The sequence below is a fragment of the Stenotrophomonas maltophilia group sp. RNC7 genome (assembly GCF_030910085.1).
In the GTDB taxonomy this organism is placed as follows: Bacteria; Pseudomonadota; Gammaproteobacteria; order Xanthomonadales; family Xanthomonadaceae; genus Stenotrophomonas; species Stenotrophomonas sepilia.
In genome coordinates this window covers 25,899-47,736 of sequence record NZ_JAVFVN010000361.1, presented here as the reverse complement: position 1 = coordinate 47,736, position 21,838 = coordinate 25,899, and the positions used below count along the sequence as shown (strand labels likewise).

The 21,838-nt window shown below is 67.5% G+C and carries 14 protein-coding genes; 10 read left to right on the top strand and 4 right to left on the bottom strand.

Going from position 1 to position 21,838, the window contains the following annotated elements; translation table 11 throughout:
- Positions 1–163: 163 nt before the first annotated feature.
- The 3 genes from fdnG to RCF13_RS06140 are packed head-to-tail and all read left to right on the top strand — an operon-like array spanning position 164 to position 4,804.
- Positions 164–3,232, top strand: coding sequence for a formate dehydrogenase-N subunit alpha (fdnG, locus tag RCF13_RS06150; protein ID WP_141653593.1), 3,069 nt, complete (start codon positions 164–166; stop codon positions 3,230–3,232).
- A 10-nt stretch (positions 3,233–3,242) separates the two neighbouring features.
- Positions 3,243–4,160 (top strand): formate dehydrogenase subunit beta, encoded by a 918-nt coding sequence (gene fdxH / locus RCF13_RS06145; protein ID WP_012481154.1) that lies wholly within the window; start codon positions 3,243–3,245, stop codon positions 4,158–4,160.
- Positions 4,157–4,804, top strand: coding sequence for a formate dehydrogenase subunit gamma (locus RCF13_RS06140; protein WP_134968540.1), 648 nt, complete (start codon positions 4,157–4,159; stop codon positions 4,802–4,804). The genes fdxH and RCF13_RS06140 overlap by 4 nt, the downstream gene beginning before the upstream one ends.
- A 619-nt stretch (positions 4,805–5,423) precedes the next feature.
- Here RCF13_RS06140 and RCF13_RS06135 read toward each other — a convergent pair.
- Together RCF13_RS06135 and gshB are read right to left on the bottom strand one after the other, a co-directional pair.
- Positions 5,424–6,308: an energy transducer TonB gene (locus tag RCF13_RS06135; protein ID WP_134968907.1), complete on the bottom strand. Its 885-nt coding sequence runs from the start codon at positions 6,306–6,308 to the stop codon at positions 5,424–5,426.
- A complete protein-coding gene (gshB, locus tag RCF13_RS06130; RefSeq protein WP_061478899.1) occupies positions 6,308–7,255 on the bottom strand; it encodes a glutathione synthase in 948 nt (315 codons plus the stop codon). The genes RCF13_RS06135 and gshB overlap by 1 nt, the downstream gene beginning before the upstream one ends.
- A gap of 240 nt (positions 7,256–7,495) precedes the next feature.
- Between gshB and pilG the strand changes: the two genes are divergently transcribed.
- From pilG to RCF13_RS06095, 7 genes are all read left to right on the top strand, one after another.
- Positions 7,496–7,897 carry a twitching motility response regulator PilG gene (gene pilG / locus RCF13_RS06125; protein WP_005418455.1) on the top strand — a complete coding sequence of 134 codons (402 nt, stop codon included), beginning with the start codon at positions 7,496–7,498 and terminating at the stop codon, positions 7,895–7,897.
- An 18-nt stretch (positions 7,898–7,915) separates the two neighbouring features.
- A complete protein-coding gene (locus tag RCF13_RS06120) occupies positions 7,916–8,278 on the top strand; it encodes a response regulator (RefSeq protein ID WP_005410717.1) in 363 nt (120 codons plus the stop codon).
- Positions 8,278–8,808 carry a chemotaxis protein CheW gene (locus RCF13_RS06115; RefSeq protein ID WP_005418454.1) on the top strand — a complete coding sequence of 177 codons (531 nt, stop codon included), beginning with the start codon at positions 8,278–8,280 and terminating at the stop codon, positions 8,806–8,808. Before RCF13_RS06120 ends, RCF13_RS06115 begins: the two co-directional genes overlap by 1 nt.
- 41 nt (positions 8,809–8,849) lie before the next feature.
- Positions 8,850–10,886 carry a methyl-accepting chemotaxis protein gene (locus tag RCF13_RS06110; protein WP_049415562.1) on the top strand — a complete coding sequence of 679 codons (2,037 nt, stop codon included), beginning with the start codon at positions 8,850–8,852 and terminating at the stop codon, positions 10,884–10,886.
- 100 nt (positions 10,887–10,986) lie between these two features.
- Positions 10,987–17,703: an Hpt domain-containing protein gene (locus RCF13_RS06105; RefSeq protein ID WP_134968905.1), complete on the top strand. Its 6,717-nt coding sequence runs from the start codon at positions 10,987–10,989 to the stop codon at positions 17,701–17,703.
- On the top strand, positions 17,690–19,027 hold the full coding sequence (locus RCF13_RS06100; RefSeq protein WP_231352256.1) for a chemotaxis protein CheB: 1,338 nt from the start codon (positions 17,690–17,692) through the stop codon (positions 19,025–19,027). Before RCF13_RS06105 ends, RCF13_RS06100 begins: the two co-directional genes overlap by 14 nt.
- Positions 19,024–19,488 (top strand): chemotaxis protein CheW, encoded by a 465-nt coding sequence (locus RCF13_RS06095; RefSeq protein ID WP_005418442.1) that lies wholly within the window; start codon positions 19,024–19,026, stop codon positions 19,486–19,488. The genes RCF13_RS06100 and RCF13_RS06095 overlap by 4 nt, the downstream gene beginning before the upstream one ends.
- Before the next feature lie 212 nt (positions 19,489–19,700).
- Here RCF13_RS06095 and RCF13_RS06090 read toward each other — a convergent pair whose 3' ends face one another.
- Together RCF13_RS06090 and bioA are read right to left on the bottom strand one after the other, a co-directional pair.
- Positions 19,701–20,438, bottom strand: coding sequence for a 16S rRNA (uracil(1498)-N(3))-methyltransferase (locus RCF13_RS06090; RefSeq protein ID WP_180870121.1), 738 nt, complete (start codon positions 20,436–20,438; stop codon positions 19,701–19,703).
- Positions 20,429–21,820, bottom strand: a complete 1,392-nt coding sequence (gene bioA, locus RCF13_RS06085) for an adenosylmethionine--8-amino-7-oxononanoate transaminase (RefSeq protein WP_061478895.1) — start codon at positions 21,818–21,820, stop codon at positions 20,429–20,431. The genes RCF13_RS06090 and bioA overlap by 10 nt, the downstream gene beginning before the upstream one ends.
- Positions 21,821–21,838 lie beyond the last annotated feature (18 nt).

The following is a 21,838-nucleotide window of genomic DNA, read 5'->3' as shown; positions in this document are numbered from 1 at the left end:
CAGGGGGCGGGCACGCAACTTTACCAGAGCAGGCCCTTTCCGGGCCCGCCCGGCAGGCGCCGCGCCTTGTGCCACATGGGCATCCGGGGGCCTGTGCTATAACCGGCCCGTACCCAACGACAGCCCGGAGGCCTGCGCCTCCCCGCCATCCCAGGAGAACGGCATGCCATCGATGAGCCGCCGCCAGTTCCTGAAAGTGACCGGGACAACCCTGGTCGGCTCCAGCCTGGCCTTGATGGGCTTCGCGCCCGGCATCGCGCTCGCGGAGGTCAGGCAATACAAGCTGACCCGCGCGACCGAGACCCGCAACACCTGTACCTACTGTTCGGTGGCCTGCGGCATCCTGATGTACAGCCTCGGCGATGGCGCCAAGAACGCCGAGCCGAGCATCTTCCATATCGAGGGCGACCCGGACCATCCGGTCAACCGCGGCACGCTGTGCCCGAAGGGTGCCGGCCTGGCCGACATCATCCACAGCAAGTCGCGCCTGCTCTACCCCGAGTACCGCGCGCCGGGCTCCAACGAGTGGAAGCGGCTGAGCTGGGACGATGCGCTGGATCGCATCGCGCGGCTGATGAAGGAAGACCGCGACGCCAACTTCGTGCAGAAGAACGAAGCCGGGCAGACGGTCAACCGCTGGCTGACCACCGGCATGCTGGCGGCCTCGGCCACCAGCAATGAGACCGCGGTGCTGACCCACAAGGTCGTCCGCTCCCTTGGCATGCTGGCATTCGACAACCAGGCACGTGTCTGACACGGCCCGACGGTGGCAGGTCTTGCCCCGACGCTAGGCCGTGGTGCGATGACGAATCACTGGGTCGACATCAAGAATGCCGACCTGATCCTGATCATGGGTGGCAATGCCGCCGAGGCGCATCCGTGCGGGTTCAAATGGGTGACCGAGGCCAAGGCGCACAACAAGGCCCGGCTGATCGTGGTCGATCCGCGCTTCAACCGCTCGGCCGCGGTGGCCGATGTGTACGCGCCGATCCGCACCGGTACCGACATCGTGTTCCTGGGCGGCCTGATCAACTACCTGCTGACCGAGGACCGCATCCAGCACGAGTACGTGCTGAACTACACCGACATGTCGTTCCTGGTGAAGGACGAGTTCGCCTTCAAGGACGGCCTGTATTCGGGCTACAACGAAGAGAAGCGCAGCTACGACCGTTCCAGCTGGGACTACGCCTACGGTGACGATGGCTTCGTGCGCAGCGACCCGACGCTGAAGGACCCGCGCTGCGTCTACAACCTGCTGAAACAACACTACGCGCGTTACACCGTGGAGATGGTCGAGCGCATCTGCGGCACGCCGGCCGACAGCATCCGCCAGGTGTGGGACATGATCGCGTCCACCGCCGGCAAGGACAAGGCGATGACCATCCTGTACGCGCTGGGCTGGACGCAGCACTCGATCGGCGCGCAGAACGTGCGTGCCGGCACCATGGTGCAGCTGCTGCTGGGCAACATCGGCGTGGCCGGTGGTGGCATGAACGCGCTGCGCGGGCACTCCAACATCCAGGGCCTGACCGACATCGGCCTGATGTCCGACCTGCTGCCCGGCTACCTGACCCTGCCGAAACAGGATGAGCAGGACTACGAGGCCTACATCGCCAAGCGCACGCAGAAGCCCCTGCGCGCCAACCAGATGTCGTTCTGGCAGAACTACCCGAAGTTCCACGTCAGCCTGATGAAATCGTGGTGGGGCGATGCCGCCACCGCCGACAACAACTGGTGCTTCGATTACCTGCCCAAGCTCGACAAGCCGTACGACATGCTGCAGGCGTACGAGCTGATGAACGAGGGCAAGATCCATGGCTACATCTGCCAGGGCTTCAACCCACTGGCTTCGGCGCCGAACAAGGGCAAGCTGATCAGCGCGTTCTCCAAGCTGAAGTTCATGGTCAGCATGGATCCGCTGGAAACCGAGACCATCGCCTTCTGGCAGAACCACGGCGCACTGAACGACGTCGACCCGAGCACGATCCAGACCGAAGTGTTCCGCCTGCCCACCACCTCCTTCGCCGAGGAGAACGGCGCGGTGGTCAATTCATCGCGCTGGCTGCAGTGGCACTGGAAGGGGGCCAACCCGCCGGGCGAAGCGCGCAGCGACATCGAGATCATGTCCGAGCTGTTCCATCGCATCAAAGCGATGTACGAGAAGGATGGCGGTGCGTGGTGGGAGCCGGTGCGCGACCTGGCCTGGAAGTACGCCAACCCGGAGCTGCCGACGCCGGAAGAACTGGCGATGGAATACAACGGCAAGGCGCTCGTGGACGTGTTCGATCCGAAGGACCCGACCAGGCTGGTGCGCAAGGCCGGCGAGCAGCTGGCCGCGTTTGGCGACCTGCGCGACGACGGCAGCACCGCCTCCGGCTGCTGGATCTACATCGGCGCCTGGGGTCCGACCGGCAACATGATGGCGCGGCGTGACAACAGTGACCCGACCGGCATCGGCAACACGCTGGGCTGGGCATGGGCGTGGCCGGCCAACCGCCGCGTGATGTACAACCGCGCCTCGTGCGACGTGGCCGGCCAGCCCTTCGATCCGCGCCGCACGCTGCTGGCCTGGAACGGCAAGAACTGGGGCAACGTGGACGTGCCGGACTTCAAGGCCGACGAAGATCCCGCCGGCGGGATGGGCCCGTTCATCATGAACCCGGAAGGCATCGCCCGCTTCTTCGCCAAGGCCGGCATGGCCGAGGGACCGTTCCCGGAGCACTACGAGCCCTTTGATACGCCGCTGCGCAGCAACCCGCTCAGCCCCGGCCAGGCCCTGACGCTGAACAACCCGGCGGCACGCGTGTTCGCCAGCGACCGTGCACAGATCGGTTCGCCGGACGAGTTCCCGCATGTGGCCACCACCTACCGCCTGACCGAGCATTTCCACTTCTGGACCAAGCACGGCAAGTTGAACGCCATCATCCAGCCCGAGCAGTTCGTCGAGATCGGCGCGGCATTGGCCGATGAGCTGGGCATCACCAACGGCAGCCGCGTGCGGGTGAGTTCCAAGCGTGGCCATATCGAAGCCGTTGCGATGGTGACCAAGCGGATCAAGGCCCTGCAGATCGATGGAAAGACCGTGCACCAGGTGGGCGTGCCGATCCACTGGGGCTTCCTCGGTGCGGCCAAGCCCGGATATATCGCCAATACGCTGACCAATGCCATCGGTGACGGCAACTCGCAGACGCCCGAATCGAAGTGCATCCTGGTCAAGGTCGAGAAGGTGTAGGAGAAACGCCATGTCACTGCAATCGCTGGACATCATCCGCCGCTCGGCCACCACCACGCCCTCGCCGGAGGCGCGCGGTGCGCACACCGGCCAGGTCGCCAAGCTGATCGATGTGAGCAAGTGCATCGGCTGCAAGGCCTGCCAGGTCGCCTGCATGGAGTGGAACGACCTGCGCGACGAAGTGGGCAGCTGCGTTGGCAGCTATGACAACCCGCCCGATCTGAGCGAACAGTCGTGGACGGTGATGAAGTTCCGCGAGTACGAGGACGAAAAGGGCAAGCTGGAGTGGCTGATCCGCAAGGAGGGCTGCATGCACTGCAGCGACCCGGGCTGCCTGAAGGCCTGCCCGTCGCCCGGCGCGATCATCCAGTATGCCAACGGCATCGTCGACTTCCAGGAAGAGAACTGCATCGGCTGCGGCTACTGCGTGACCGGCTGCCCGTTCGACGTACCGCGCATCTCCAAGAAGGACCACAAGGCCTACAAGTGCACGCTGTGTTCGGACCGGGTGGCGGTCGGTCAGGAGCCGGCATGCGTGAAGACCTGCCCGACCGGGGCGATCACCTTCGGCAGTAAACAGGCGATGACCGAGCATGCCGCCGGCCGCGTGGAAGACCTGAAATCGCGCGGCTACGAGAATGCCGGCCTGTACGACCCGCAGGGCGTCGGCGGTACCCATGTGATGTACGTGCTGCAGCACGTGGACAAGCCCGAGCTGTACGCCGACCTGCCCAAGGACCCGCGCATCAGCCCGATGGTGGAAGTCTGGAAGGGCGTAGCCAAGCCGCTGGGCGTGCTGGCGATCGCCGCTACGGCCTTTGCTGGGTTCCTGCATTACATCGGCATCGGCCGCAACACGGTCAACGACGAGGAAGAAGAAGAAGCCGAGCACGAGGCGAAGAAGATCGAAGAGGAGCAGCGGCCATGAAATACGCCCCGCACCCGCGGCAGATCATCCGCTACCGCGCGCCGACCCGCATCAATCACTGGATCGTGGCGATCTGCTTCGTGCTGACCGCGCTGTCCGGGCTGGCGTTGTTCCACCCTGCCCTGTTCCCGTTGACCCAGCTGTTCGGTGGCGGCCCGTGGACGCGCATCCTGCATCCGTTCATCGGCCTGGCCATGGTGGTGGGCTTTGCGCTGCTGGCGTTGCGCATGTGGCGCGACAACCTGCCGACCGCCGATGACCGCGCGTGGATGCGCGGCATGCGCGATGTGCTGCGCAACGAGGATGAAAAGCTGCCACCGGTCGGTCGCTTCAATGCCGGCCAGAAGCTGCTGTTCTGGGCCATCATCGGCTGCCTGTCAGCACTGCTGCTGACCGGCTTCGTGATCTGGCGGCAGTATTTCAGTCATTTCTTCCCGATCGGAGTGATCCGCTTCTCGGTGCTGGCCCATGCGCTGTTCGGCTGGGTGCTGGTCTGCGCGATCGTGGTGCACATCTATGCGGCGCTCTGGATCAAGGGATCGGTGCGGGCGATGACCCAGGGCAAGGTGACCTATGGGTGGGCGTACAAGCATCACCGCCAGTGGTTCCGCGACATCCTGCGCGGGCGCCGGGAACAGGGGTAGCGGCAGGGCCTGCGGCCCTGCACCCGCTTCAAGCCAAGGCAACAGCAACAGCGGCTATCCGTGGGATGGCGGGGTGGATCCGGTTGCGGGAGACGCTGCAAGTACCCCTCCGGGGCCCGGCCCAGCCGCTGGCGGCTGTGCGCTCGGGCGCTTGCGAAGCAGTGCTTCGCAAGCAAAGCGCCCTCACCCATGTAAGCTCGGTCGCCGCATCCATGCGGCTCACGCCCCCTCAACCGGACCCACCCCGCCTTCGACAGTTCTCTGCGATCTGTCGGAACAGCTCGTTGGGTATCGATATCTGACAGATTTCATCCAAGCACGGCGTGGATATACCCGATCGCGGGAATCTGTCAGAGGTGGGGCGGTGTCGGAGTGCGGGGTGTCAGCCGCATGAGCCCGAGGCATGCCTCGGGCGGGTTGGGCAGGACGCCCAACCCCGGTCTTGCCGTGTGCGCAGGAAAGCGCACACGAGCAAGCGGCTGCCAAGCCTACACGGACGTACTTGCGGCGTCCCCGCCGCCCGACACCGCCCCGCCAAGCTTCAGGACACCAACCGCTGCTGTTGCTGTTGCTCTAGCCCTTCAGCGGGTCCCGGGCCGCAGGCCCGGGCACCAAAACCTTACCGGTCGTCGTGCAGCGTGCCGCCCGGCAGGAACACCCAGGTACGGGTGACCTGCAGGATGTCGATCTCGTCCTCGGTCTTTGGCAACGGCGGGAACGGCTGCGCCAGCGTCACCACCCGCAGCGCCGCTTCATCCAGCAGCGGCGTCCCGCTTGAACGCAGGATGCGGCTGCTCTCCACGCTGCCATCGCGCCGCACGCCCACGCTGATCACCACCTGGCCGCCGAGCCGTCGCTGCCGGGCCTCGTCCGGATAATTCAGGTTGCCGACGCGCTCGGCACGGTCGACCCAAGCACGCAGGTAATTGGCATAGGCATATTCACGCGTGCTGGCCGACACGAACTTGCGATTCGGGCGCTTGGCATACTGCGCCGAGCGCAGATGCACTTCGGCAGCCAGTCGCGCCATCTCCACATCGCGCTGCTCGCGTGCACTCAACGGCGCGTCCGGCTCGGGGCGTTCCGGGGTTGGCTGGGCCTGCGCCTGTGCCACCGAGTCCTGTCCGTTGCGGCTGCTGACCACCCGTGCCTGCGGCGGCGGAACCGGCGCGGCCGATTGCTGTTGCTGGGGAACCGGGCTGAGTCCGGATTGCGCCTGCGGCACGATGCCGGCCTGGTTGTCGCGCGGACGCTGTGCGCGGTCGTGCTCGCCACCGCCTTCCTGGTTGGCGGCGGCAAGGAAATCAGCCTGCTTTGGCGTCAGTGCGGTGCGCGTCTGGCTGAAGATCACTTCCAGCGTCGGCACCAGCGGAGCATCGCCTTTCACGGCGAAGCCCACGCCCAGGATCAGCAGGGCGTGGACCAGCACCGACAGTGCGATGGTGGCCCCCAGCCGTTGCGCTTCGCGTGGCGGCGGGGGCAGAACGGCGGGTGCGGACGGCATCAGCGCAGGCCGGCCTCGAGCGCGTCGAACAGGGTGCCGGCAATGTTCAAGCCGTACTGCGCGTCGAGCTCGCGCACGCAGGTCGGGCTGGTCACGTTGACCTCGGTCAGGTAATCGCCGATCACGTCCAGGCCGACGAAGCGCATGCCACGACGCTTCATCTCCGGGCCAACCTGGCCGGCGATCCAGCGGTCACGCTCGCTCAGCGGGCGCCCTTCGCCACGGCCGCCGGCCGCCAGGTTGCCGCGGAACTCGTCACCCTGGGGAATGCGTGCCAGGCAGTAATCGACCGGTTCGCCGTCGACCAGCAGGATGCGCTTGTCGCCGGCGGTGATGTCGGGAATGAACTTCTGGGCCAGCGCCAGCTTGCGGCCGCCGTCGGTCAGTGTCTCCAGGATCACGTTCAGGTTCGGATCGCCCTGGCCGCTGCGGAAAATCGAGCGGCCGCCCATGCCGTCCAGCGGCTTCAGCACGGCCTGGCCGTGTTCGAGGGCGAAGGCCTTCAGCGCCTTGGCATCGCGGCTGACCAGGGTCGGCGGGCAGCACTGCGGGAACAGCAGGGCGGCCAGCTTCTCGTTGTAGTCGCGCAGGCCCTGCGGGTTGTTGACCACGCAGGCACCGGCAGCGGCGGCCACGTCCAGCACCTGGGTGTCGTAGATGTACTCGGCGTCGACCGGCGGGTCCTTGCGCATCAGCACGATCTGGCCGGGCCCGAACTCGGTACGGCTGAACTCACCCAGCTCATACCAGCCGGCCGGGTCGTCGCGCACCTGCAGCGGCGCGGTCTGGGCCACCGCCACGCCACCTTCCAGGGCCAGTCCGCCCGGCCGCACGTAGTGCAGGGCATGGCCGCGGCGCTGGGCTTCCAGCAGCATGGCGAAGGTGGTGTCCTTGGCGATCTTGATGTGGGCGATGGGGTCCATCACCACGATGACGTTCAACGGCATGGTCGCACCTGTCAGGCAAGGCGTTGATGGTAGCGGCAACGCCGGTCGCGCGCCTCCCTGCCATACTGCAACGCAGCGTCCGCCCGGCGGTCGCGCACTCATTGCGAAACCCGTCACGTTCAGGAGGGGGCCATGCCCCGCGCCGTGGGGCGGCCTTGAAGCGGGCGCGGAAAGTGCGATATAGATACGCTTTCGCAGCGGCCCCCGCCAGAGATCGGGCCGTGCGCTTGGGGATAGGCAATGACTGAAAACACGACTGCGGGCGGGGAACTCGCAGGACTCCGGGTAATGGTCATCGATGATTCGAAGACCATCCGCAGGACTGCGGAAACGCTGCTCAAGCGCGAAGGCTGCGAGGTGGTCACCGCCACCGACGGCTTCGAAGCGCTTGCCAAGATCGCAGACCAGCAACCGCAGATCATCTTCGTCGACATCATGATGCCGCGCCTGGACGGGTATCAGACCTGCGCGCTGATCAAGGGCAACCAGCTGTTCAAGGCGACCCCGGTCATCATGCTGTCGTCCAAGGATGGCCTGTTCGACAAGGCGCGGGGACGCATCGTCGGCTCGGAGCAGTACCTGACCAAGCCTTTCACGCGTGAAGAACTGCTGGGTGCCATCCGCACATACGTCAACGCCTGACCAGGGGGGAAAGGCACAATGGCTCGTATCGTCCTGATCGAGGATTCACCGACCGACCGCGCGGTGTTCACCCAGTGGCTGCGCCGTGCCGGCCACGAAGTGCTGGAAGCGGACAACGCCGAGGATGGCCTGCAGCTGGTCCGCGACCAGGTGCCGCAGCTGGTGCTGATGGACGTGGTCCTGCCCGGCATGAGCGGCTTCCAGGCGACCCGTGCGATGGCCCGTGATGCGGCGATCAAGCACATCCCGGTGATCATCGTCAGCACCAAGGCGATGGAAACCGACAAGGCCTGGGGCCTGCGCCAGGGCGCCGCCGATTACATCGTCAAGCCGCCGCGCGAGGATGAACTGATCGCGCGGATCAACGAACTGGTGGCCTGATGCGCTCGCCCTTCGACATCCTTGAAGCCTATGAACGGCGCAGCCTGGCCCATGCGGTGCAGCTGCCCGGAAAGCAGTTTGCCCAGGACCTGTGGCGTGGCGTGGGTTTCCGCGTCGGTCAGCGCCGGCTGGTGTCCGATTTCCGCGAAGTGGTGGAAATCGTACCGATGCCGCCGGTGACCCCGGTACCCTGTGCGCAGCCCTGGCTGCTGGGCGTGGGCAACCTGCGCGGCAACCTGTTCCCGGTGGTCGACCTGAAGTACTTCCTGGAAGGCACGCGCACCGTGCAGCAGGAAGGCCAGCGCGTGCTGATCATGCGCCAGGCCGGCGGCGACGTCGCACTGACCATCGATGAACTGTTCGGCCAGCGCAGCTTCGAGCTGGACCAGCAGATCGAAGCGGGCACGTTGGCAGAAGGCCGCTACGGGCATTTCGTCGATCGTGCTTTCCATGCCGACGGCCATGACTGGGGCGTGTTCTCGCTCTCGCTGCTGTCGCGCACCCCTGAATTCCGGCAAGCCGCGGCCTGAGGCCAGGCATCGCCCCCTGCATTGAAGATCGAGGTTGAACGATGAGTACTGCTTCGGACGCCACCAAGACCGGCAAGCTGCGGCTGGGCGGCAGCAACCTCTGGCTGTTCCTGCTGCTGGCATCGATGATCCTGTTCGGCGTCAACACCGGCGTCGCCACCTGGCAGGGCAGCCGCCTTGCCGACGCCGGCTCCAAGGCCGCCGACCTGCAGGTGCTGTCGCAGCAGTTGGCCAACCAGGGACGTGACGCGGTCGGCGGCAACGCCCAGGCCTTCACCGCCTTCAAGGCCACCCGCAACGCGATCGAGCAGAACGTGTCGACCCTGCAGGGACGCTACGGCAAGGAGCCGGGCGTAGCCGGTGCCATCGCCACCCTCGGCGAGACCTGGGCGCCGCTGGGCAAGCAGGCCGGGCAGCTGGTGGCCAGCGAACCGGCCGTGCTGGCGCTGGCCGGCAACGCGAACAACTTCACCGGCGCAGTGCCGGGCCTGCAGGCCCAGCTGAACGAGCTGGTGCGTGCGATGTCCGCTTCCGGCGCGCCGTCGTCGCAGGTGTACAGCGCGCTGCAGCAGGTTGTGGTGGCCGGTTCGATGGCCCGCCGCGTGACCGAAATGCGTGCCGGTGGCAGCGCCGCGGCGACCTCCGGCGATGCGCTGGCACGTGACATCACCGTGTTCTCGCAGGTGCTCGACGGCCTGCGCAACGGCAACGAGGAACTGGGCATCACCGCCGTGCGCGGTGCCGCCGCCGTGGCCGCGCTGGAACAGTCACAGCAGAAGTGGGAAGCGATGAAGCAGGACGCCGACGCGATCCTGGCCAGCTCGCGCCAGCTGTTCGCGGCGCAGTCCGCTGCCACCGCGCTGGGCCAGGGTTCGGCCCACATGCTGGATGACAGCCGCAAGTTGTTCGACGCGTTCTCCTCGTTCGGCTCGGTATCCGACACCCGCCTGTTCCCGAACTTCTGGATTGGCGTGGTCTCCGGTGCGCTGTCGCTGATCGCGATCATCGGCTTCGTCTCCACCAACGTGCGCAGCCGCTCGCGCGAGCAGGAACTGCGCTACCAGACCCAGGTGGAATTCAACAGCCGCAACCAGCAGGCGATCATGCGGCTGCTGGACGAAATCTCCTCGCTCGGCGAGGGCGACCTGACGGTGAAGGCCTCGGTGACCGAGGACATGACCGGCGCGATCGCCGACGCGATCAACTACGCGGTTGATGAGCTGCGCCACCTGGTGACCACCATCAACGACACCTCGGCCAAGGTCGCGATGTCCACCCAGGAAACCCAGGCCACCGCCATGCAGCTGGCAGAGGCCGCGGGGCACCAGGCCAACCAGATCACCTCGGCTTCGGACCGCATCGGGGAGATCGCGGCGAGCATCGAGCAGGTGTCGCGCAACTCGGCCGAGTCGGCCGACGTGGCACAGCGCTCGGTGGTGATCGCTGCCGAAGGTGCCGGCGTGGTGCGCGAGACCATCCAGGGCATGGACCAGATCCGTGACCAGATCCAGGAAACCTCCAAGCGCATCAAGCGCCTGGGCGAGTCGTCGCAGGAAATCGGCTCGATCGTGGAACTGATCAACGACATCTCCGAGCAGACCAACATCCTGGCGTTGAACGCGGCGGTGCAGGCCGCGTCGGCCGGTGAAGCGGGCCGCGGTTTCGCGGTCGTGGCCGACGAAGTGCAGCGCCTGGCAGAACGCACCTCGGGTGCGACCCGACGCATCGAAAACCTGGTCCAGGCCATTCAGGCCGACACCAATGAAGCGGTCACCTCGATGGAGCAGACCACGGCCGAAGTGGTGTCTGGTGCGCGCCTGGCCGAGGACGCCGGTACCGCGCTGACCGAGATCGAACGCGTGTCAAACGCGCTGAACACCCTCATCAAGAACATCTCCATCGCCGCCCAGCAGCAGTCGGCCGCCGCCTCGGACATCACCCGCACCATGGGCGTGATCCGGCAGATCACCGGGCAGACCTCGCAGGGTGCCGGACAGACCGCCGAGTCGATCGGCCACCTCGCGCAGCTGGCGGCGGACCTGCGCCGTTCGGTCGCCGACTTCAAGCTGCCGGCGTGACGCGGGCAGGGCGGCGAGCAAGGAACCAGTCGATGAAGCATTTCCATTCCCCACGCCAGAACTCGCGCGGCCACCGCGCGGCGGCGAACGGAGCGCGTCCATGAGCAGTCTGCGCGATGCGATGAGCCACGCAGCGCTGGGCTGGGTCAAGCCCGAGCTGGACGAGACCCTGCGCCAGGTGCGCAACGAGGTCGAGTACTACGCCGAAGACCCGACCGATGCCAGCCGCATGCGCATCTGCGCCGGCTACCTGCACCAGGTGCAGGGCACCCTGCGCATGGTCGAGCTGTATGCCCCGGCGATGGTGGCCGAAGAACTGGAGCAGCTGGCCAATGCCATCGGCGCTGGTCGCGTGGCCGACCGTGATGAAGCCTGCGCAACCCTGATGCGTGGCAGCGTGCTGCTGCCCGACTATCTGGAACGCCTGCAGAACGGCCATCGCGACATTCCGATCGTGCTGATGCCGCTGCTCAACGAGATCCGTGCGTCGCGCGGCGAAGAAGGCGTCACTGACAGTGTGCTGCTGGCCTTTGCGCCGGAGAGCGTCACCGCCACCGAGGCCGAGCTGGACCATGCCCGTGGCAGCCTGAGCGGACGCAACCGCGAGCTGCTCGACACGGTCGGCAGTGCGGTGAAGGAAGAACTGCTGCGCATCAAGGATGCGCTTGACCTGCACCTGCGCACCGGTGGTGCGCCGGAACAGCTGCAGACCCAGGCCAACGAGCTTGGCGCCGTGGCCGACACGCTGGGCATGATGGGCCTGGGCGTGGCCCGCGGCGTGGTCGTGCAGCAGCGCGATGCGCTGCGCGGCGTGGTTGAAGGTCGCCAGCAGATTGACGAGAACCTGCTGCTGGATATTGCCGGTGCACTGCTGTACGTCGATGCCTCGCTGGACGACCAGGTTGCCCATCTGGGCGCCGGCGGCAGTGGCGAGGACGATCCGAGCGCGGTCGAGAACCGGCGCACGGTGGAGGTGCTGGCGCATGAAGCCATCGCCAACTTCGCCGCTGCCCGCGAGCATTTCGTCGCCTTCATCGAAACCAGCTGGAACCATGCCGAGCTGCAGGATGTACCACGCCTGCTGGGCGATGTGTCCGGCGCGCTGCGCATGCTCGACCTGGGTACCGCCGCCGATTACCTGCGCGGCGTGCAGCAGTACATCGAGGCCGAACTGATCGGCCGCCAGCGCGTGCCCAGTGGCCGCCAGCTGGACACCCTGGCCGATGCCATGGCCAGCCTGGAGTACTACCTGGAAGCCCTGCGCGACCGCCGCCCGGGCCGCGAGGACATCCTCGAAATCACCCGCAGCAGCCTCGAGGCTCTGCGCTACTGGCCGCTGCCGGAGCACAATGCCGTCGCGCCGGAAGCGCCGGCACTGCTGCCGGTCGAACGTGAGCCGGTTGCGTTGCAGGCCGAGCCGCTGCAGCCGGAGCGCATCGAGGTTCCGGTGCAGCCTGCGGCGCCCGCTGCCGGCGACGTGCCGGTGCCACTGCCGGACTTCACCTTCGATCCGCCGCCGGCCTCGCCGGCGCCGATGGTGTCCGACAACCGCTTGATGTTCGGCGCACTGGGCACCGTGGCCGCCAGCAAGGCTGATATCGATGCTTCGCCGTCGCCGACGCACGACGATGCGGAGGCATCGTTGGTCTTCGCGGCGTCCAGCGCACCTGCGCCGGATGTCCCGCAGTGGGAGCTGGCGCCGTTCCATCCGGAGGCCGACGCCATCGTGCCTGCCGATGACGAGCGCAGCCCGACCTTCGCCAGTTTCGATCCGGTCAGCTTCGAACTGGCTGACAGCGGCCACCCCGGTGCACCGCAGTGGTCGCTGTCCGAGGCGCCGCAGATGCTTGAGGACACCGCAGCGCCTGTGATCGATGAGATGACGGACGCGGTGGATTCCTCCGCGACCGCTTTCGATGCTGCACCGGTATTCGACCCGGTGGCGGCCGAACAGGATGCGGCTGCCGTGGCCGACGACGTGGTGTTCCGCTTCGATGCCGACGCGCTGGACAACGCTGACGACGTGCTGTCGCTGCATGCGATGGAAACGCTGTCGCTGGACGATGACGCCGCGTTGCATCCTTCGCTGGAGATCGTCGATGCCGTCGTCCCGCCGCTGGCCGATGTATCGCCCGCAGTGCTGGCCGAGGTGGATGAGGCCCCGGATGACCTGCCGGCAACGTTGATCACGCCGCCGTCGATCGAAGCGCCCATCCCGGCAGCGGAAACCTCGGCGCCGGCCGTGTCGGTGATCGATATCGACACCATCGCGCCGATCGATTTCAGCGAGGCCGACGCCCAGTTCTTCGCCGAGTTGAGTGCGGCCGCTGCCGGCTTCAATCCACAGGCGATGGCCGCTGCGGCAGCGCCGGAGGCGGTGGATTCGGCCGTTGCCGGGACCGATGCTGACACCAATGCGGGCTTCGACGCCGGTTTCGATGACGATGCCGAGAACATCGACGAGGACATCCGCGAGGTGTTCCTGGAAGAGTTCGACGATGAGCTGGCCAATCTCGGCACGCTGCTGCCGGCATGGCGGATGCAGCCGGACAACATGGACCGGCTGCGCCCGATCCGCCGCATCTTCCATACTCTCAAGGGCAGTGGCCGCCTGGTCGGCGCACGCACCCTGGGTGAGTTCGCGTGGAAGATCGAAGGCATGCTCAACCGCGTGCTGGATGGCAGCCGCGCTGCATCCCCCGCCGTGCTGGCGATGGTCGACAACGCGCATGCGGCGCTGCCCCAGCTGAACGCGGCGCTGCGCCATGGCCAGCGCATCAGCGTCGACCTGCAGGCCATGCAGGCCATCGCCGATCGTGTCGGTGCAGGCGAGGAAACCTACTACGTCCCCCTGCCTGGGGCCACTGCACCGGTCGCACCGCTGGCCGAAGCCGTGGGCGAAGACGAGATCAGCCGCATTCTCGACGCGGAGATTGCCGCTTCGGCGCTGGCCGATACCGCCGAGGAGGCCGAAACCACCGGCACGCCGGCCAACATCGACAGCGTGCTGCGCGAGATTCTCGAGGCCGAGGTGGAAGTCCACCAGGCCACCCTGCAGGACTGGCTGCGTTCGGCGCAGCAGGCACCGCAGCCGGTCAGCGACGCACTCCTGCGCGCAGTGCACACCATGAACGGCGCCTTCGCGATGACCGAAGTGCCCGAGATCACGGCTGTAACCGGCGGTGCCGAGTCCTACATCAAGCGTGCACTGGCCGCCGAGGTGGTGCCGAATTATGAAGGCGTGGCCGCGCTGGATGCGACCGCGCAGGCGATCACCGCCACCATGGAAGCGCTGCAGGCCGAACAGCCGCGCATCGCACCGCAACAGGTACTGGCACAGCGCCTGCAGGCGCTGGCCAGCGAGTTGCCGGAAGCGCGCTGGCCGATGGTGGGCCTGGAGGACGACGAAGCCGAGCTGGCGCTGGATGACGAACCGACGGCGGAATGGGATGCGGACGCCTCGGCAGCCATCGCGCCTGAAACCGATGCGGTACCGCCTTCGTCCGTCGCGCCGGAGCAGGAACCACAGGCAGTTGCCGATGTCGCCGAAGCCCCGGTCGAGGATGCGGCGATTGAGGGCGAGGGCGGGCTGGAGGTTGGTGAGCTGACCGCCAGCGACGATCTTTCGCGCTACTTCGATGCCGGATGGCCGTCGGTACCGGGTGAGGGAGCGGCGTCGCTACCGGTGGTCGAATCGATCCAGGTGGCCGACGATGTTCCGGGCGTTGAGGTAGACGGTGTCGAGACGGAGGCCGAAAGCGCGCCGCTGTTGGCCGACGATGCCGGTTTGACCGTCGTGGACGATCTGTCGCCGTACCTGGATGCCAGTGCGCTGCCGGTCGACGACCGCGATGCCGAAGAGATTCCGGATGCTGTCGAAGCCGTCGCATCTGACCTGAATGCGTCCTCGTTCGATCACGTGCACGTCGCTGACCCTGAGGCATTCGAGACGCCTGCTGCACTGCCACTCGACAGCGAGCTGTCGAGCCTGCAGGATGAAATGGCTGCGCCGGGGTTTGCAGAACCGGTCTCGCTGGACGCCGCGCTCGAGGCCGGCCTGCACGTGATCGACGAAGAGCAGCCCCTGGCCGACGACGGGCAATGGTCCGTGCTCGGCCTGCAGGCCAGCGAACTCGCGCCGGGCGAGGCGGAAGCCTTTGCCGAGGATGCGGACGTCGGCGGGGAGGCGGCGATCGGTGAAGGAGAGAGCGCCGATCAGCCGTCCCCGGCGACGGTGAATGAGGAGATCGCGGAGGCCGCGGCGCCGGCCACCGCCGAACCGGTCCGGTTCTTCGAACTGGAAGACGCGCCGGGCCAGGTGGAAGTCCACGCCGAAGCTGCCGATGCCGTGTCGGATGCCCCGGCCGTTGGCGCGCCTGACGCCGACGTGGCTGAAACCGTGGCACCCGACGTCCTTGACATCCCGGTGCCGGAAGACAGCGCCGATACGCTCGACTTCAGCGTCTACGATCGCGAGCTGGTCGACATCTTCGTCGAGGAAGGCAAGGACCTGCTCGACCACTGCGATGGCCTGATCAGCGAGCTGCGCGATGCGCCGCAGGACCGCGAGGTGCTGGCCGGCCTGCAGCGTGACCTGCATACCCTGAAGGGTGGCGCACGCATGGCCGGCATCAACGCCATCGGCGATCTTGGCCACAGCATCGAATCGTTGCTGGAAGCCGTCGCCGCTGGTCGCACCGAGATCGAACGCCGCGATGTGCAGTTGCTGGAGCGCGGATTCGATCGCCTGCACCAGCTGCTCACCCACACCGGCGACCATCGCGTGGTGGAACCGGCACAGGACCTGGTCGACGCGTTCGAAGTGCGTACGACCACCGATCTCGCTGCGGCAGCGGCGGCTGCCGTAGCTGTAGCCAACGTGGCGAGCGTCGCGGAAACTGTTTCGGCAGCGGTCGCCAGTCCGGCGCCGGCACTGCTCGACGCGCCGCTGTCGGCACCGCTGCCGGCCGAAGGCGTGGTCGATGAAGATCCGCTGGCACGCCCGCAGCAGGAACAGGTGCGCGTGCGCGCGGATCTGCTCGACCGCCTGGTCAACCATGCCGGTGAAGTGGCGATCTACCGCTCGCGCCTTGAGCAGCAGCTCGGCGCGTTCCGTGGTGCGATGGGCGAGCTGGAGCGCACCAACGCGCGACTGCGCGACCAGCTGCGCCGGCTCGACCTGGAAACCGAAGCGCAGATCGTCGCCCGCTACCAGCGTGAGCAGGACCAGGCAGACCAGAAGTTCGATCCGCTGGAGCTGGACCGCTTCTCCACGCTGCAACAGCTCAGCCGTGCGCTGAACGAATCGGCGGCCGACCTTGGCGGCCTGCAAGGGGTGCTGGACGATCTGTCGCGCCAGTACGATTCGCTGCTGCAACAGCAGTCGCGCGTCAGCTCCGAGCTGCAGGACGGCCTGATGCGCGCGCGCATGGTGCCGTTCGATGGCCTGGTGCCGCGCCTGCGCCGCGTGGTCCGGCAGTCCGGCATGGATACCGGCAAGCAGGTGCACCTGACCCTGGAAGGCACCCACGGCGAACTGGACCGCAATGTTCTCGATCGCATGGTCGCGCCGCTCGAACACATGTTGCGCAACTCGGTGGCCCATGGCCTGGAAGCGCCGGAACAGCGCCGCGCCGCCGGCAAGCCGGAAGAGGGCGAAGTTGCCATCCGCCTGCACCGTGAAGGCTCGGAAATCGTGCTGGAAGTGGCCGATGACGGTGCCGGCCTCGATCGCGAAGCGATCCGCCGCCGCGCCATCGACCGTGGCCTGTTGGCCGCCGACGCGCAGCCGAACGATCAGGAACTGGACAACCTGATTTTCGCCTCCGGTTTCTCCACCGCCGACCAGGTCAGCCAGCTGGCCGGTCGTGGCGTGGGCATGGACGTGGTGCGCAACGAAGTGCGCCAGCTGGGCGGCTCGGTCGACATCCAGTCGGTGCGCGGCCAGGGCGTGCGCTTCACCCTGCGCCTGCCGCAGACGCTGGCCGTCACCCAGGCGGTGTTCGTGCAGATCGGCGAGACCACCTTCGCCGTGCCGGTGGCCTCGGTCAGCGGTATCGGCCGCCTGTCGCGCGAACGTTTCGAGGCCGCCGACAGCAGCTACCGCTACAGCGGCGAAGACTATCCGTTGTATGACCTCGGCAGCCTGGTCGGGCAGGCCCCGGCGCGTGCCGATGGCCAGGACCAGGTGCCGCTGTTGCTGGTCCGTGCCGGTGACCTGCGTGCAGCCGTGGCGATCGACCAGGTGCTGGGCAACCGCGAAATCGTGGTCAAGCCGGTCGGCCTGCAGATCGCATCGGTACCGGGCATCTACGGTGCCACCATCACCGGCGATGGCCGCGTGGTGGTGATCCTGGACGTCGCGCCGCTGGTGCGCCGCTTCCTGGCCAATCCGACGGCACCGGTGCTGGCCAATGCGCCGCGCGACGAACGCCAGGTGCCGCTGGTGATGGTGGTCGATGACTCTCTGACCATGCGCAAGGTGACCGGCCGCATCCTCGAACGCCACAACTTCGAAGTCAGTGTCGCCCGCGATGGCGTGGAAGCACTGGAGCGGTTGGAAGAGCGCGTGCCGGACCTGATGTTGCTGGACATCGAGATGCCGCGCATGGACGGCTACGAGTTGGCCACTGTGATGCGTGCCGATCCGCGATACAGGGATGTGCCGATCGTGATGATCACCTCGCGCAGCGGCGACAAGCACCGCCAGCGTGCCTTCGAGATCGGTGTCCAGCGTTATCTGGGCAAGCCGTACCAGGAACTGGACCTGATGCGTAACGTGTACGACCTGCTGGGGATCGCCCGTGTCCGTGAGTGAAACCCATCCGGCCCCGGCCGTCGCCCTGCTGGCCCGCCCCGGTGCGGCGCGTGAACGCCTGCGCGAGGCGCTGGCGCATGCCGATGTACAGCTGGTCCTGGAAGATGATCCGAACGGCCTCGAGCCGCAGGTCCTGCAGGCCGCGGATCCGCAGTTCGTGGTGATCGCGCTGGAAGCTGCCATCGAGGACGCACTGGAACGGTTGGAATCCGCGCTCTCGGCACCGGGGCTGACCCTGGTGTTCGATGAGGCTGAGCTGGCCGCCCGCCGCGACGGCTGGGAGGCGCAACGTTGGGGGCGCCACCTGGCCGCCAAGCTGCACGGCCACCAGCAGGTGTTGCCGCCGGGCGCCGAAGAAGAGCCCAGCCTGCAGCTGGAGCCTGGTCATCCGGCGCCCGCGCCGGCGCCGCAGGAAGAAGCCCTGCGGCCACACCTGGAACAGGCGCTGAGCTGGGCCGATGACGTTCCGGCCGACGGCCTGTATTCGCCACCGGCAGACCTGCACGAACCGATCGCGCTGGAGCAGGCCCTGGCGGCGCTGCAGCCGGTCGTGCTCGAGCCTCTGGATCCGCCTTCGGCGCCGCACGCACTGGCCGAACCGGCGGCGCCCGCGACACCGCCGGTCTCCTTCGATCACACCGCCTGGTCGCTGGTCGAGGAATCGATCGAAGCACCCGTATCGGCAGAAGCCGTGGCGCCGGTCGTCGCGCCGCAGCCCTCGTTCGATACCGATCATTTGAGCCTGGTCGATCTGGATGCCGCCGCCCCGGCCGGTGCGCGTGCCGCATCGCTGCTGGTGCTGGCCGGCATCGGTGGCCCGGATGCGTTGCGTCGCCTGCTCGGCGCACTGCCCGCGTCGTTGAGCGTGCCGGTCCTGGTGCACATGCGTCTGGATGGTGGCCGCTACGGCAACCTGGTCAAGCAGATGTCCCGCGTTTCGCCGTTGCCGGTGCAGCTGGCCGAGGCCGGCCAGCACGCGGTGCCGGGCGAGGTGCACGTGCTGGCCGATGATATCGGCGTGCGCGCGGCCAGCGATGGCCTGCATTTCCAGAGCGATGCCAATGGTATTTCGCTCGCTTCGCTGCCGGCCGAACACACCGCGCTGGTGCTGCTCAGCGGTGCCGACCTGGCCCACGTAGGCCCGGCGCTGGACCTGGCTGCCGCCGGTGCGTGGGTGGCCGGGCAGGTGGGCGAGGGCTGCTATGACCCGGCGGCGGCCACCGCCGTGGTGGCTGCCGGCATGGTGGCCGGTGAACCGCAGGAACTGGCGCAGGCAATTGCCGCGCGCTGGGGTGAGCAGGACGACAACGGAGACGCACCATGAGCTACGCCAGCAATGACGAAATCCGCGGCGTCCTGATCCAGGCCGGCAACGAGCGCGTGCTGCTGCCCAATGCCACCGTGGCCGAAATGATGTCGCGCGTGCCGGTGCAGCCGGTCTCCGATGCGCCGCGCTGGCTGGTTGGCGAGATCGGCTGGCACGGCTGGCAGGTGCCGCTGGTGTCGTTCGCACGCCTTTCGGGGCTGGGCGAAGAGACGGTGGCCGGCCACAACAAGGTGGTGGTGCTGAAGTCCCTCAGCGGCAACGCGCAGCGCCCGTACTACGCGCTGCTGACGCAGAACTTCCCGCAGCTGATCTCGGTGCCGCGCGACGGCCTGCTGGCCGACGCCTCCGAAGAAACCCTGCCGCAGACCGTGCACATGCGCGTGCTGCTGGGTGAGCAGAGCGCGCTGTTGCCGAACCTGGACGCACTGGAAGCCGCCCTGGATTCACTGGCGGCCTGATCTACCAAACGGTAGTGCCGGCTGCCGACCGGCACCGAGCCGAGCATGGCTCGGCTCTACAAGGAAACTGCAATCTGGCGCGGGCCCTGTAGAGCCGAGCCTGCGCTCGGCTGCTGCCCTGGACGCGTTGGTCGCGGTAGTGCCGGCCGTTGGCCGGCAACCTCCTGATCCCGTGGATGCCGGCCAGCGGCCGGCACTACCACGAACCTGTCTTATCCCAGGTCGCCCAACCGCGCCTGCAACGCCGCGACCGCGGCCAGCCCGGCCGTTTCCGTGCGCAGGATCCGCGGGCCCAGCTGCAGTCCCTGGAACCCTGCCGCTGCCAGCTGGTCGCGGTCGCGCGGCGACCAGCCCCCTTCCGGGCCGATCGCGAGCACGACGCCCCCTGCCGGAGCGGCCGTCAGCGTCGACAGGCGATGTGCGCCCCGCGGATCCAGGGTCAGCCGCAGCGTATCGGCCGGCAGCGCCGCCGCGGCCTGCGCCAGCGACAGCGGAGGCCCCACCCGCGGAATGCGCGCACGCCCGGACTGGCCGCAGGCCGACGTCACCACGTTGTTCCAGTGCGCCACGCGCTTCTCGGCGCGCGCAGCATCGAGCTTCACCTCGGTGCGCTCGGCGTTGACCGGAATGATCGCCGCCACGCCCAGTTCGGTGGCCTTCTGCAGGATCAGGTCCATCTTCTCGCCACGGGCGATGCCCTGCAGCAGGGTGATCGCCAGCGGTGATTCATTATCGATGGCCTGCACAGCATCGATGCGCACCTGTACCTCGCGCTTGCCGGCCACGGTCAGCGTGGCGCTGTAGTCATGGCCGTCGCCGTTGAACAGCACGCAGGTGTCTCCCTCGCGCAGGCGCATCACCCGCACCAGGTGGTTGGCCGTCTCTTCCGGCAGGGTCACGGTCTGGCCGCTGTGCAGCGCCAGGTCGATGGGGCAGCGGGTCACGCGCATGCAATCGCCTCGTCGATGGCCGCCAGCGTGGTGTGTGCCAGCAGCTCCAGTTGTTCGTCATCCACGCAATAGGGTGGCATCCAGTACAGCACGTCGCCCAGCGGGCGCAGCACCACGCCGCGCTTGAGGGCGGCCTTGTAAGCGTGCAGGCCCAGCCGCAGGCCCGGGTCGAACGGCGTGCGCCTGTTGCCGTCGCGCGACAGCTCGAACGCCACCACCATGCCGGCCTGGCGCACGTCGGCCACGTGCGGATGGTCGGCAAACGGTGCCGCCAGCGTGCCCATCACCGACGCGATGCCCCGGTTGCGGGCGATCACATCGTCGTCGCGGAAGATGTCCAGCGTCGCCAGTGCCGCCGCGCAGGCCAGCGGATTGCCGGTGTAGCTGTGCGAATGCAGGAAGGCGCGCTCGCGCGAGTCGTCGAGGAAGGCGTCGTACAGCGCCTGCGTGGCCAGCACGGCGGCCAGCGGCAGGAAGCCGCCGGTCAGACCCTTGGAAAGGCACATCAGGTCCGGCATCACCCCTGCCTGCTCGCAGGCGAACAGGGTGCCGGTGCGGCCGAAGCCGGTGGCGATCTCGTCGGCGATCATGAACGCGCCATGGGCATCGCACAGTTCGCGCACGCGCTGCAGATAGACCGGGTCATGCATGCGCATGCCGCCGGCACACTGCAGGCGCGGTTCCAGGATCACCGCGCAGATCTCGCCCGGATGCTGGTCGAACAGCGTGGCCAGGCCGTCGGCAGCCTGCCGCGCGCGGTCGGCCGCGCTCTGGCCGGGTTCGGCCAGGTAGGCATCGGGCGACGGCGCGAACAGCGCTTCGGCCAGCAGCGGCGCATAGACGCGGCGATACAGCGGGATGTCACCCAGCGCCAGCGCACCCAGGGTCTCGCCGTGGTAGCCGTTTTCCAGTGCAATGAAACGCGTGCGCCGCGGCTCCCCACGGTTCTGGAAATACTGGAAGGCCATCTTCAGCGCCACTTCCACGCCGGCCGAGCCGTTGTCGGCGTAGAACACCTTGGCCAGCGGCTCGCGGCCGGGCTGGCGTGGTGCCAATGCCAGCAGGCGTTCGGCCAGGGTGATGGCCGGCTCATGGCTGAAGCCGGCCAGCATCACCTGTTCCAGCTGCGTGGCCTGGGTGGCAATGGCACCGCCGATGCGCGGTTCGGCATGACCGAACAGGTTGGTCCACCAGCTGCTGACGGCGTCCAGATAGCGGTGGCCGTCGTGGTCGATCAGCCACGCGCCTTCGCCACGGGCGATCGGCACCAGCGGCAGGGTGTCCGGATGCTCACGCATCTGCGTGCACGGGTGCCACAGCACCTGCAGGTCGCGCTGCCGCCAGTGGCGGGCCAGCGGGGAGGGGGTCGGGTCTGCTAGCATTTCGGGCTCATGAACATG